At 41.2% G+C, this 13,186-nt stretch carries 12 protein-coding genes and 1 pseudogene; 3 read left to right on the plus strand and 10 right to left on the minus strand.

Annotated elements, in window-relative coordinates; translation table 11 throughout:
* Positions 1-92: 92 nt before the first annotated feature.
* Positions 93-1,268: an MFS transporter gene (locus ASD40_RS29935; protein ID WP_057306777.1), complete on the minus strand. Its 1,176-nt coding sequence runs from the start codon at positions 1,266-1,268 to the stop codon at positions 93-95.
* A gap of 659 nt (positions 1,269-1,927) precedes the next feature.
* Between ASD40_RS29935 and ASD40_RS29940 the strand changes: the two genes are divergently transcribed.
* Positions 1,928-2,473 carry a TetR-like C-terminal domain-containing protein gene (locus ASD40_RS29940; RefSeq protein ID WP_057306778.1) on the plus strand — a complete coding sequence of 182 codons (546 nt, stop codon included), beginning with the start codon at positions 1,928-1,930 and terminating at the stop codon, positions 2,471-2,473.
* A 48-nt stretch (positions 2,474-2,521) separates the two neighbouring features.
* Here the strand turns inward: ASD40_RS29940 and ASD40_RS39160 are convergent, their stop codons facing one another.
* The 3 genes from ASD40_RS39160 to ASD40_RS37580 all read right to left on the minus strand — a co-directional run bounded on the left by ASD40_RS39160 (position 2,522) and on the right by ASD40_RS37580 (position 3,916).
* Positions 2,522-2,656 carry a hypothetical protein gene (locus ASD40_RS39160; RefSeq protein WP_268795932.1) on the minus strand — a complete coding sequence of 45 codons (135 nt, stop codon included), beginning with the start codon at positions 2,654-2,656 and terminating at the stop codon, positions 2,522-2,524.
* 9 nt (positions 2,657-2,665) lie between these two features.
* Positions 2,666-3,664: an oxidoreductase gene (locus ASD40_RS29945; protein ID WP_057306779.1), complete on the minus strand. Its 999-nt coding sequence runs from the start codon at positions 3,662-3,664 to the stop codon at positions 2,666-2,668.
* Between the two features lie 105 nt (positions 3,665-3,769).
* Positions 3,770-3,916: a MerR family DNA-binding transcriptional regulator gene (locus tag ASD40_RS37580; RefSeq protein WP_156390234.1), complete on the minus strand. Its 147-nt coding sequence runs from the start codon at positions 3,914-3,916 to the stop codon at positions 3,770-3,772.
* A 146-nt stretch (positions 3,917-4,062) separates the two neighbouring features.
* Between ASD40_RS37580 and ASD40_RS38870 the strand changes: the two genes are divergently transcribed.
* Both ASD40_RS38870 and ASD40_RS29955 read left to right on the plus strand, forming a co-directional pair.
* Entirely contained in the window at positions 4,063-4,284 is a 222-nt protein-coding gene (locus tag ASD40_RS38870) for a TetR-like C-terminal domain-containing protein (RefSeq protein WP_268795939.1), read from the plus strand.
* Between the two features lie 305 nt (positions 4,285-4,589).
* On the plus strand, positions 4,590-5,486 hold the full coding sequence (locus ASD40_RS29955; protein WP_057306781.1) for an alpha/beta fold hydrolase: 897 nt from the start codon (positions 4,590-4,592) through the stop codon (positions 5,484-5,486).
* On the opposite strand, the gene ASD40_RS29960 is transcribed toward ASD40_RS29955, so the two are convergent.
* The 6 genes and pseudogenes from ASD40_RS29960 to ASD40_RS29985 all read right to left on the minus strand — a co-directional run bounded on the left by ASD40_RS29960 (position 5,436) and on the right by ASD40_RS29985 (position 12,982).
* Positions 5,436-6,518, minus strand: coding sequence for a GerAB/ArcD/ProY family transporter (locus ASD40_RS29960; RefSeq protein WP_057306782.1), 1,083 nt, complete (start codon positions 6,516-6,518; stop codon positions 5,436-5,438). The two genes, ASD40_RS29955 and ASD40_RS29960, sit on opposite strands and share 51 nt — an antisense overlap.
* Positions 6,519-6,530: 12 nt before the next feature.
* Positions 6,531-7,667, minus strand: a complete 1,137-nt coding sequence (locus ASD40_RS29965; RefSeq protein WP_057306783.1) for a Ger(x)C family spore germination protein — start codon at positions 7,665-7,667, stop codon at positions 6,531-6,533.
* Between the two features lie 47 nt (positions 7,668-7,714).
* Positions 7,715-9,124 (minus strand): spore germination protein, encoded by a 1,410-nt coding sequence (locus ASD40_RS29970; protein ID WP_235549437.1) that lies wholly within the window; start codon positions 9,122-9,124, stop codon positions 7,715-7,717.
* 300 nt (positions 9,125-9,424) lie between these two features.
* On the minus strand, positions 9,425-11,083 hold the full coding sequence (locus tag ASD40_RS29975) for an extracellular solute-binding protein (protein ID WP_057306784.1): 1,659 nt from the start codon (positions 11,081-11,083) through the stop codon (positions 9,425-9,427).
* 124 nt (positions 11,084-11,207) lie between these two features.
* Positions 11,208-12,107 (minus strand): annotated as a pseudogene (locus tag ASD40_RS29980) (carbohydrate ABC transporter permease).
* Positions 12,108-12,127: 20 nt separating this feature from the next.
* Positions 12,128-12,982, minus strand: a complete 855-nt coding sequence (locus tag ASD40_RS29985; protein ID WP_057307092.1) for an ABC transporter permease — start codon at positions 12,980-12,982, stop codon at positions 12,128-12,130.
* Positions 12,983-13,186: the final 204 nt, after the last annotated feature.

Consider the following 13,186-nt stretch of genomic DNA (forward strand, 5'->3'; position numbering starts at 1 on the left):
CTATCGGTGTCTGATGTTTCAAGAACAAAACAAATTGGAAGAGGTCTGAGTAGTTGGTTGTTATTAAAGCATTGACACATCTTCATTAATCTTTAACTAGCAAGTTTTTGCTTTGTAGAACTAAATATATGATTTCTTAATGATATAGATGCCCCACTCAATATTAACGATAAAAATCCCACCAATACTACGTATTGGGTACCTAATTCTGATATAAATAACCCGCCTACAACTGCACCCAATGTTGTTCCTACGTTACAGGAAGAAATAAATAATCCATTGGCAAAATCAGGTGCTTCGGGAGCTGCAGACGCAATTAAATATTGATTAATGTTTGCCATTATCCCTCCGGCCAATATTCCCCAAATTAAAGTTAAAATTTCCATAGATACGGTAAACCGTCCTGTAAAGAATAAAATCATGTAAACAGCACCCAATAACAAAGGAAAAGATACTACAGACTTAATGGCACTATGAGTAAGTAACTTTCCTGCGACAATATTCCCAATAATATTGGCTCCACCGAAGAATAATAACGTTAAACTTATGGTATTCGGAGACATATTCGTTACTGTTTTCAGATATTCAGCAAGATAACTATATACCCCGAATATAGCTGAATTTAATAAAATGACAGTCACGATGGAAAGCCATACAATAGATTTTTTTAACACGGAAAATTGAGTCCCATAAGAAAGTCTTTCTTCAACAGGCATAGATGGTACAAAAATCAATGTAGCAATGAAAACAATAAAATTAACAATAGCAAAGAATGCCATCGCCATTTCATACGAAACGGCACTATCAATAAAACTTGCGATCGGTACGCCGGCTACCATACCAGCAGATACTCCTATAAATACTTTAGAAACAGCTTTTGGAGCTTCTTCTTTACTTACTGAGGAAGCAGCAACTGTAAATGCCAAAGAACAATAAATTGGATGAAAAAAGGCCGGAATTATACGAGCAATTAATAGAATGGTAAAGTTAGATGTAAATATGGATACAATGTTTCCCAAAACGAAAACACCTAATACAAGTAACATGACCTTCTTACGATTTATCCTAGTAAACAATAACGGCAACGTTGGTCCAGACACAGCAATAGTAAGAGCAAAAAGACTTACAAGCAAACCTGCTTTTGATATGCTGACATTAAAGTGATCAGCAATGGAAGGCAATAACCCAATAACGCCCATTTCCGTATTTAAGATACCGAAAACACCGATGGTTAATATCAGTATCAGTAAATTCTTTTGTTTCTCCATAATCCCCCACCTTTATCACCTTTGATTTCTGCAGCTAACAATTATCGCCAAATAATCCCTGATAAAGTTCAAAAGAGAATCTTCTCCGCCCCATCCAAATGGGTAATATATGAAGGGCTTGTAACCCATATTTTCCTTAATGGAAGCCTGTACACCATAGACAACAATAAACACCATTGCCAATAACATGAAGACCAGCATCAATCCTCGAGTTTGAAGCTTTTCATCCTATCTAAAGTGAACCTATAATCATCCCGCAGAGGGTTTCGTCAAGCTTTCCATCTTTATATATCACAAGAGTAGCGACGGTTCCATCAGGGAGCGGTTTGCCGTTTTTTGCCGCCTCAATCGCTTCCTGGCTTGTATATAGCGGCCCTGTGATATTTCCCTATGTCATTTTTGTTGCTTCCACATGCGGAGAATATAGAAGCTGTTACCGCCAAACTGGGAAAGAGCCATAAAAATCTTTTCAACCGTATTCCTCCTTTCATGTTAAAATAAAGACTACGATTGATGTATTCTCGACATCTGTCTATAATCTATATAATTCACATAAAAAACACAAGGCATAAAGCTCGTTAATTTAATCAGTTTTGATGTGTAAACAACAAGTCAACAAAAATTGTCGACTATCTCAAGAAAGGTATGGTGTTAATAAAATGGCAACAGTGGATAGAAGAATATTAAGAACTCAAGAAGCAATAAAAAAAGGATTTCTTGAATTGATGTCAGAAAAAAATTTCCATAGCATTACTATTCAGGATATTTCTGACAGAGCAAATATTAACCGTGCAACTGTTTATCTTCATTACTTAGATAAATTTGATCTTCTGGATAAGATTATAGAAGAACATATCAATAACATGAGTAATTTTTGTGAGTCGGAAACTGAAATGGATTGGATTGAATCCACTGTACATTGCATGGAATATCTTGAAAGTAATTATTTGTTTTTTTCGACGATGTTGGCGAGCGGAGGAGCTCCATATTTTCGCAGTCGGTTTGTTCAACATAATATTGAAGCGTTCAAAAAAGACGTGGATATAACAAAAGGCAAAAATTCGGGTCAAAACGAGGATGTAATTGCTGAATTTGTTGCAAATGCTTACGTAGGTGTAGTGGAATGGTGGATAAAAAATGGCATGCCTTATTCACCTCGTATTCTTGCTGAACAAGTAGGAGAATTGTTAGATAGAATTTTATAACCGATTGGACACTCAATAAGGAGCAGTTCACCTGGCAACGCTCTATAACTATCCTCCCGTTAGCGCAATAACGGCTACCCCGCGGCAGCCGTTTTGGTTTTTATCTCTCACGAGCAAAATACTGGCATGCGGTTGAGAGGATTGATTCAAGATTTTGTGGTGGACGACCAGTCCGTTTCTCAATGTCTCCCTTTAAACCGGAAACTTCACGCCGATTAGATCTTCACTTAACTCCCAGAGTTGCTCAGCAAATTCGGGATTAGTAGCCCAAGGCCTTACGCCTGGTGGTTGCGGACTATCTGCCGGAACTGCCCTAGCAATATCGACATTCTCGCAATAGACACCTCCCATTCCATCCAACTGCTTGTTTACGGCACACCAGACGATCGTAGCTGCCCCTTCTTCTATTGTCTTAAACTCCTCATTATATTCATTAAGAACTCGCTTTCCATTCTCGTCCATTGCTCCCATTGCTCGCATTTCTTCATCGGATAAATTACGTGACAAATCGGTTACGATGGTTCCTGGATGTACCGAAAAAGCCCTGATGCCATAACTTATCCCTTTCTTATCTAACTCGATTGCAAATAGCGCATTAGCCGTTTTGGACTGCCCGTAAGCTTTCCATTTGTCATACTCGCGTATCTCAAAATTGGGGTCATTGAAGTCTATTCCACTGATCCGATGGCCTCTGGAAGAAACAGATACGACTCTTGCACCCTTTGCCTTAGTTAAGGCTGGCCAAAGACGCGCCGTTAAATGGAAATGCCCCAAATGGTTCGTTGCAAATTGGGACTCAAAGCCGCGTTTGTCTCGTGCAAGCGGTGAGGCCATAATACCTGCGCTATTGATAAGAATATGCAAGGGACGATTCGAGTTAAGAAAGCGCTGCGCGAAAGCATCTATGGAAGCAGGATCTAAAAGATCCAATGTTTCCAGTTCAGCCCCCGGAATACGCGAGACGGAAGCTCGCGCCTTTTCCGGTGTGCGTGCAGGTATAATAACCGTTGCACCGGATTCGGCCAGAACACGAGATGTCTCAAGACCGAGGCCCGAATAGCCACCCGTCACAATGGCGACTTTGCCTCTTAAATCCTCCCCGCCTAATGCCTCCTTCGCCGTTGTTCGTGGTCCAAAACCTGAATGAATGGGCGCCTGAATGGTTAATTCATTATTCCTAATCCTTTGCATTTACAATTCCTCCATCAATTTAGTTTTTTATAAGTTTTCCTGTTTTTATATTTTGAAAGTGATTCAGTTTATAATTTAAGATATCTAAAGTAGCATGTATTTCAGTTAATTGAGACTCCACTTGCTTCTTATGCGCATCGAGTATGTTGATACAGATGGGGGAAGCAGTTGGATCTTCTCGTAATATCGGATTGTGTCTTGACTCAATCCCGCTTTTCGAGAAACTTCTGCAATCGTAAATGTGGGTTCCATATCTAGCCTCCTTTCGCTTGATTTCAAGCATATTACTTGGAGTATACTCCATGTCAAGCGCTTGATTTTAAGGACTTGGCCTATCTTATTACGCTTTCAAGTTCTAAGATAAATATGAAATACCAGTTAGAGACTCCGATACGTCCATCGTTGCAGCTAACGTAAAAGAAAAGATAGATAGACAGGAAATTACTCAGGGACTGGATAAGGAATTGATTACACGATTTATGGCTTCAGCTTTCGTCGGTACTGTGGAATGGTGGATTCTAAATAACATGCCACATTCACCTCAGATTATGGCAGAGCAAGTATGGAGATTATTTGAAAAGAATGATATATACAAAGTCGGCTCATCTGCGCCAACGTAACCCTTCTTAAACCTTAGAGTGCACTTTAAGTCAACCCCAATATGTAAAAAAGTCTTGAGCAAACCGTTGATGGTTTATGCAAGACCCTTTTCTTTTTAAGATTGAAATAATGTTTTTAGAGGCAGTTTAACGATGAATTTAGCCTCCTGCAAATTGCATGTTTTTTATTAATGGTACTTTTAACGATAATTGCCTGCAAAACCGTTTCTTCCTTAGCATTTTCAACAAGAAAGCACATGAACAGCATCTTCTACACATACTTTTCATATGAAGGAATATGAGCGGTACGAAAGGAAGTTGACATCATGGTGCAGTATAAAAAAATGAATATCGATGGATTAGAAATATTTTTTCGTGAAGCCGGGTATTCGTACAATCCGACCATTATCCTTCTTCATGGATTTCCAAGTTCCTCCCATATGTTCAGAAACCTCATTCCACAACTGGCAGACAGATTCCATGTCATCGCTCCTGATTACCCTGGATTTGGATATAGCAGCATGCCATCAACGGAAGACTATCCGTACACTTTCGAGAATTTATCCCTTGTGATTGAAAAGCTAATCGCTAAGCTCTACATTTCTCGCTATATATTGTATGTCCATGATTATGGAGGACCTATCGGATTCAGATTGGCTATCCGCAATCCAACGCAGATTCTTGGTTTCGTTATTCAGAATGCAGTAGCTGATGAGAAAGGGCTAGGGAAACCATTCGATCTCTTCAAAGCACTTTGGGCTAACCGAAACCCAGTAACAGAAGCGGCTTTTTCCGAGCTTGTAACATTTGATTTCACAAAAAAACAATATTTAACTGGTGTGTGTCAACCCTACCTGATTAGCCCTGATGGATATATGATGGACCAGTCTTTACTTAACCGACCTGGAAACAACCAAATCCAACTAGAGCTAGGCTATGATTATAGAAAAAATGTAGAAGAGTACCCTGTTTGGCAACAATACTTGAGAACCTATCAACCTCCTACGCTCATAGCTTGGGGAAAAAACGATTTTATTTTTACGTTGGAGGGTGCTCATGCCTTTAGTAAGCAACTCATTCCTATTCAAACTTATTTCTTATGCGGTGGACATTTTGTATTGGAGGAACAAAGCTGGCATGTTTCCGAGCTAATTAAAAGCTTTTTCGGTCGCCTATACATTTATCCGCCTTATTCGTCCAACTACATAGAAAAATATCGGTAATGCAATGATATTTATAGGGAAGACGTATTTGATCCACACTTGAGTGGCATATTCCATCGCATATACGGAATTCGAAGGAATGAACGATAACAAAAGGAGGCTTCCTGCGACAGGTACTATTAGTCTCTTCCATTTCGTTATATGGAATAGTTGTGCTATGCCATAGCTATTCACAAACAAATAAAGGGACATTTTTACGAATACAGCAAAAATCCATACAAATATAATCCATACATCCATGTTTTGAATAAACTCTAGAAATGCTATGAATCGAACCATTGTGAAATAGGGATAATGGAGTTCTCCTCCTAATTGAGTTCCAAATGTTGTTACAATCATAACCGCTGTGATAACTCCTATGAGAGATGGCAAAAGTATGGCTAGCAATATCGGTTTCAGTGCACGGTCTGGCTTCGTTAAGAAAGGGAAGAGCATCATGATTAAAATCGACTCTCCAAGAAACGAGGCATTGGTTATGGAGCCTTTTAGAATATTAATCGCCCCTGAATCAAAATAGACAGGCAAAAGAAGTTTAGGATGCACATTAGACAGATTCAATAAAAGGGTTATGATAATGCCCAATAAAAATAAAGGGCCCACAATTTCACTGAAACGAGCTATCGCTTCAACGCTGCCTTTATAGTTGATATAACTCATAGCCACAACGAAGACCAATGAAATAACCCACCATGGCGTATTGTGAAAGAGCACACTTTGAATGGAATCCGACACATCCCTCAGAATCACAGCAGCTACTGTATACCAACCAATGAAATATAATAGGCAAATGAATCTACCAATCCATTTCCCCAGTAATAGCTGACTAAATTCAACAATAGTCAAATTTGCGTGACGGAAGCTTACCTTTAAAGCTACGAAAGTGCTTGTTAAGCCTATAACAGCAGCCACCAATAAAGAGATCCAGGCATCTTGCCTGACAGTGCGAATGGCCGGTGAAATCGTCAGCCAAATCGTCATACTGATTTCTACCGTTAACAGCAGCCAAAATAATTGCCAGTTAGAAATCTTCATAATGGCTCCTTTCTACAAATCCAGCGACTTCCCTATATTCCCAGTACTTCTTATTTTCAGACGTACATCCACTGTGACGGAGGCAAGAGGAAATTCCTGATCCCAACGATTTTTTATTGATTTCCATACAATCGGATGCTCTTCATGCAATACTTCTCCGAAACCAAATACATCTTGACCATAATTCTCTTGCACTTTTTTTATCATTTTTTCGATGTGTTCTTTTGTTTTTTTATTTATTTCATGCTCAATTCCAGGTAATTGATTTGCTGAAGAGGGGTTGGTTCTTGTCGTATTCTCCAATATTCGTCCATTCCCAGTTAGTTTAACCACAAAATTAAGTTTACCATCGCTAATTTCGGACGTGATATGACTCCTTAAGTTAGATTCGTAGATCGAGTAAATACCGTGTTCCATATCAACCGTAATATATCGATCACGCTGAACTCCCTTTATCCAAAACATATCCATGGAGTCAATTTGCCCAAGAGTACCAACCATTTCTAGATTCTTATTATACATAGCTGCTTTTTGGATTATAAAAGTATTTCTCTCCTTCTTATTCACTTCGATTACCGGCATACTCGGTCTGATTCCGTCTCTAGTTGAGTCTACGATTAGATCACGAAGTACAGTATCACCAACGCGACAGTACTTGTCCTGATCCACAGCAGCTACAGCCGAGAAAGGGTTAAACGGACTACTCACTTCCAGAGCATCCTTGCCCTCTCCACCCTGTACCATGAAAACATCTGTCCGCAAGCGTGTATCAGGATTTCTAACAAATTGGTCAATTGCATTCTTTATTCCAGAACGAGCCATTTTTTCACCAAAAAATATAGTTCTTCGATGTCCGACAAAAATTCTGCGCGGCAATTTTTCTTGAATATTTTGAAGAGTTTCAATCAAACTTTTTCCCGTTGCCGAAACCACAATCGTAGCCTTCTCTTTTTCACTTTTACTTCCCCCAGTGCTTCTAAATTGTGAAGGAATGGCAATTTGAGCACTCACTTTGAATGAACCGTCCTCATTGAGGTCGATGGAACTCCCGACCCAGAACGCATAGTCGTTAATTTCAGTTCGATCCCAACAGCCTGTCAAGAAGATAACAATAAACAATAATGGGCAGCTCAAATTGAAAGTTCTCATAGTACTTCTCCCCATTCTCATTAGGTTTTGATCACATAAATGGGATATTACTTCATGAATCTATGGTGCATACGGATGAGGGTGTCCTTCCACTGCTTTCTGGTAAAAGGAGCGATTGGCTTCAAATAGGGTACGCCAAACGAATTTAACGTTACGAGATGAATAAGAATAAAAACAATACCCATGGCTACACCGTAAATGCCCAGAAGACCGCCTGCAATAAGCATGGGGAATCGAAGAAGTCTGAACGGGAGCGCCAAACTGTATCTCGGGAAGGCAAAGGATGCAATTCCTGTTCCAGCAACAATCATGACAATGGGTGCGGATATGAAGCCGGCTTGAACAGCAGCCTCACCGATGACTAGCGCACCTACGATACTTACAGCTGAGCCAATTGCTTTAGGAAGTCTCAAACCGGCTTCACGCAGTCCTTCGAACATCATTTCCATGAGAAGAGTTTCTACAACCGTCGGGAAGGGTAGTCCTTCTCTGGATGCCGCAATGCTCATCATGAGATTAAGCGGAATCATTTGAGGATGAAACGTAGTAAGCGCTACATAGACGGAAGGCAGAAAAATGGACAGGAAAACCAATAAGATACGTAGGCATCTTACGGCGGACACATAAATAAATCTTTCGTAATGATCCTCAGCGGATTGAAACCCAGACCAGAATGTCATTGGGATGATTAAGGCATTTGGAGATCCGTCTACGATTAGTGCTACTTTCCCTTCCATCAAACTTGCTGCAACAGTATCCGGACGTTCGGTATTTAGAATTTGCGGGAACACAGACATAGGATGATCTTCTATGAATTCTTCCACATATGCAGAATCAAATATCCGATCCGTATGAATGTTATTAATTCGCTTCCTTGCTTCTGCTAAAACTTCAGGGATCACATACCCTTCCATATAAACTAGAACCATTGGTGTTTTAGTGGTAGTACCTATTTCATACGCTTGAAATTTAAGCTGTGTGCTTTTAATTTTTCTTCGGATAAGGCTAGTATTGGTACGTAGAGACTCGGTAAAGCCTTCTCTAGGTCCTCGAATTGAAGCTTCAGTGGTTGGCTCTTCCACAGATCTTTGTTTATAATCACTCAGTTCTGCTAGAAATCCAAAGGATTGGCCTTCTAGAAGAATAACTACTTTTCCCTCGAGAACACCTTCCGTAACCTCAGATAGATCTACTATTTCTTTATACTTAAATGCCAAATCATCCCTATTGGTCGAATTCAAGGATGAAATGGATGGAATCAAGACCTGTTCCAATAATTTGGCATCAATCAAACCATCGGTGTATACAACCAAACAATTTAAAGATGCTGGGCTTTGTAAGGCTCGAATTTGAATATCTGAACAATTGCGAAACTCATATTTGAGCTGATCTTCATTCTCAGAGAGGACCTGGCTTATCGGAAGATTCGTTTGTGGCGAAGTAGTTGAAGTAATCAAGCTGTTCCACTCCTCACTATGATATCTTTATCGTCTCCGCCTTATGGAAATAATATGCATTGGATAACGGTTCTCAGCAGCTGTTGGGTATCTACCTATAGAAAAAAAAGCACAAAATCGACAATCATGTCGTTTGAGCTTTTGGTAAGAATTACAATTTGAAAGCAAGAAAAAGAACTGTCCTTTTTAGATTAAAAATCCTGAGCATGCTTGAAATCCAGCAGGACTTCAAACGACTGACCAAAATAAAAAATATCCTGTGCGACCACTGGGCCGCACGGGATCGCTTTGCTTGCAACGTTATTTCTTGAATGATTTATCGTAGGATTGCTGCATAATTTCCAGATAGCGTTTCAGATTTAATTTATTCAAGCCAGTTACATACGCATCCCAGTCCTTATTTAAATCTTTCGAACCAGTAACGAACTGCAGCGCATTCTGGTCAATGTAATTTTTGATGTTCGTCTTCAGCATTGCTGCTTCATCGGCCGTGGTTGGATCGATCCAGATGGCCCAATGTGGAAACACATCTTTGGGTTGCTTAGAATCATATAGATGGGTTGCTTCCTGTAATCGACGCTCGTAGCCTGTCGTGTCATAAATGTCGGTAGCTGCAATCCACCCGTCTCGGAATGCTTTAGGTTGGAAATATTGCGCCATTGGGCTCCAAGACGAGTTGTGGGGAGTTTCACCTGTTAGAGTAGGAATCGTAGCCAATATGGAAGCGGCTCCCTTCTCAACTGGAACATCAGTATCCTTTGGTTTTCTCCAGTCTTTGCCTTCTTCCCCGAAGTGACCACGGATTTGACCTTCTTGCGTGAATAAATAGTCGACTAATTTAATCGCAGCGATTTGCGCATCTTTGCTCGCTTTATTCGTCAGAACGAAGGTAGCGCCGGGATCACTCGGGTAATTGTAAGTTGCATAAGCTCCGTTTGGTCCAGCCAACGGTGGAACTGCATCATAAGTTTTAGAGTTATCCGATCCACCAGTAACGAAAATATAAGGATGCATGCCAGCGCCAGCGCCCAATATTTGCGCTTCGGCATTATCGCCGATTTTCTTAAAGGCCGCAGCATTTTGCGTAAACGCCCCTTTATCGATGAGACCTTCATCATACATCGACTTAACGAATTGCAGGCCTTGCTTCCATTCTGCTTTATTAGCCGCCATATCCACTTTCCCGTTGTTCAAAAACAGATACGTTTTATCGTCGTTATAGATGAAACCATTCATAAAATACGGAATAATATGAACGCCATAATCCTCGATTGAACCGCTCAACGGCACTTCGTCCGCTTTCCCGTTGCCGTTCGGGTCCTTCGACTTAAATGCTTGCAATACTTGTTTATATTCGTCCAGCGTTTTTGGCATCTGGAGATTTAGCTTTTTCAACCAGCTGGAATTGATCCACATTTTATTCGGATAGGAACAGTGGTAGCATTCGATCAATTGCGTCAATCCATAAATTTTGCCGTCCGGCGCGGTATTCATGGCCTTAAAGTACGGGAATTTGTCCAACGCCGCTTTCACGTTAGGTGCATATTTATTGATCAGGTCGTCAAGCGGTAGAATAACACCCTGCTGCGAGTAGCGTAGAATATCCGTCTGTGAAAATTTATCAACCCACGGTATCAGCATGTAGAGGTCCGGGTAGTCTCCGCTTGCAAGAGATATTTGTCGTTTCTCGGCCGCACCGTCGAAAGGAACCGTCTGCCATTGAAATTTAATATTAAACTTCTCTTCAACTAATTTCGAGAAGCTGTTTGTCGCTAAATCTGTATTCGCGTCTTGTTGTGCGAAAATTTTGATTGCTACCGAACTGTTGCTTCCCACCGCTTTTGGTGAATCCTTGGCGTCCGGAGTATTCTTATCAGAATCAGTTGGGGATGAACAAGCCGCGAGAACTAGACTGATAGCAAGCAACATTATCATTAGGAATGGTACTGTTTTTTTCAAATACGCCCTCTCCCTTTCATTGTCAAGTGGTAACCCCTGCATGTGCCATTTTTTAAATTATAAACTTCTACTTCCTGTTTGATTGCCCTGCATCACCTCCTCTAATTTATTCACAGACTCTCATTTATCCTTTCACAGAGCCAATCAGCATCCCTTTTACGAAATACCGCTGCACGAAAGGATAAATAACCAAAACGGGCAAGCTTGCTACAACAATGAGTGAGTATTTGGTCAAATCAGCAAACTGTTGTCTCCTCAGCTGTTCCGCCGCATCGATGTTGCTCGAAGCCGCCGAATTAAGAATCAAAATGCTGCGAAGGATCAATTGAAGTGGATAAAGGCTTTGTGATTTCAAATAAATTAATGCATCAAAGTAAGCATTCCATTGTCCAATCGCATACATTAAGATCAGCACTGCGATGATAGGCTTGGAAAGCGGGAGCACAACGCTCCACAGAAAGCGTAAATCGGTGCATCCGTCTATTTCGCTCGCTTCCGCCAGCTCTTCGGGAATCGATGACTGAAAGAACGTCCTGGCAATAATGATTTGCCATACCCAGATCGCTTGAGGGATGAGCAGAGCCCACCTTGTATCGAGCAGCCCGAGCTGTTTGACGACCAATTAAGTAGGGATCAAACCGCCGGAAAACAACATGGTAAACGTGATGAAAATCATAAGCGCATTACGGCCGAAAAATGACCTTCGCGATAAAGGATAAGCCAAAACGACCGTTAACGTAACGCTAATTAAGGTGCCCATCAAGGCGTAAAACAGCGAGTTCCCGTAGCCTTTCAGCACTTGCGGATTGCTCAAGACGACCCTGTATCCGTCGAGTGTTATATCCACCGGCCATAACCAGACTCGTCCCGATGAAACCGCGAGCGGACTGCTTAACGACGAGCTAACAATGAATATTAACGGATAAAGAACTACGATAAGCGCGATAACTAGAAATACATACACGCCCGCAAGGAATAACCGATCCCCATTCGATTCACGAATGCTGCGCCCATACCCAAGCATGTCGACGCCTCCTTTCTCTTTTACCAAAGACTCGAACTGGAAATTCTTTTTGCGAGCGAGTTAACCAGCAAAAGCAAAATCAGGTTGACAACGGAATTGAACAAACCAACAGCCGTAGCGAAGCTGAAGTTCGCATTCAACAACCCGATCTTATACACGTAGGTGGCGATAATTTCGGACGTTTCCAGATTAAGCGGATTTTGCAATAAATAAATTTTCTCGAACCCGACGGACATAATGTTGCCTACACTTAAGATCAAAATAATGACAGCCGTTGGCATAATGCCGGGAATATCGATATGGATTATCTTCTGAAATCTGGAAGCCCCGTCGACTTTAGCTGCCTCGTACAGCGATTGATCAACCCCAGCAAGTGCGGCCAAATAGATAACAGCTGAGTATCCCGCACCCTGCCAAACGTCCGACCATACATAGACGCTACGGAACATATTGGGTATACCGAGGAAGTTGATCGTTTCCAGTCCGAAGCTTTGCAAAATAATGTTGATAACCCCCAATCTCGGGGAGAGAAGCAGCATAATCATCGAAACCATGACAACCGTTGAAATGAAGTAAGGTGCATAGGTAACGAGTTGGACCGCCCTTTTGAAAATCCCGTTCCGGATTTCATTCAGTGCCAAAGCTAACAGGATGGGAAGTGGAAACCCGATGACGATCTGATACAGACTGAGGAACAGTGTGTTCTTCATCAGAACCCAAAATTGCGGATTGTTGAAAAACAGATGGAAATGCTTGAACCCGGCCCAAGGGCTCGCCCAAATCCCTTTGACGACGCTGTAATCCTTGAATGCAATAACGGCGTTCAGCATCGGGATGTATTTGAAAATAATAAAATAAAGAACGGCTGGTAGGATGAGTAAATAAAACTGCCAATGCTTCCGGAAGCTCTTATTCGCTTCTGTCCAAATTTTAGACTTCTTCGTAGTACTCGGAGCACGTGCCTCTCTGACCGTTACTGTTTTCAAAACAATCCCTCCTAATTTGGTAGCGCTTTCTATATGTCTACAAGACCACATTTGCCACTACACCGTAAAGGTACACCTCAAAATGAAGGGTAC

Source organism: Paenibacillus sp. Root444D2, assembly GCF_001426375.1.
Classification (GTDB): Bacteria; Bacillota; Bacilli; order Paenibacillales; family NBRC-103111; genus Paenibacillus_E.

Excerpts from the sequence above, each read along its gene's own strand:
- ASD40_RS29935 (WP_057306777.1), bottom strand. The coding sequence starts at position 1,268 with ATGGAGAAACAAAAGAATTTACTGATACTGATATTAACCATCGGTGTT.
- ASD40_RS29940 (WP_057306778.1), top strand. The coding sequence starts at position 1,928 with ATGGCAACAGTGGATAGAAGAATATTAAGAACTCAAGAAGCAATAAAA.
- ASD40_RS29945 (WP_057306779.1), bottom strand. The coding sequence starts at position 3,664 with ATGCAAAGGATTAGGAATAATGAATTAACCATTCAGGCGCCCATTCAT.
- ASD40_RS37580 (WP_156390234.1), bottom strand. The coding sequence starts at position 3,916 with ATGGAACCCACATTTACGATTGCAGAAGTTTCTCGAAAAGCGGGATTG.
- ASD40_RS29955 (WP_057306781.1), top strand. The coding sequence starts at position 4,590 with ATGGTGCAGTATAAAAAAATGAATATCGATGGATTAGAAATATTTTTT.
- ASD40_RS29960 (WP_057306782.1), bottom strand. The coding sequence starts at position 6,518 with ATGAAGATTTCTAACTGGCAATTATTTTGGCTGCTGTTAACGGTAGAA.
- ASD40_RS29965 (WP_057306783.1), bottom strand. The coding sequence starts at position 7,667 with ATGAGAACTTTCAATTTGAGCTGCCCATTATTGTTTATTGTTATCTTC.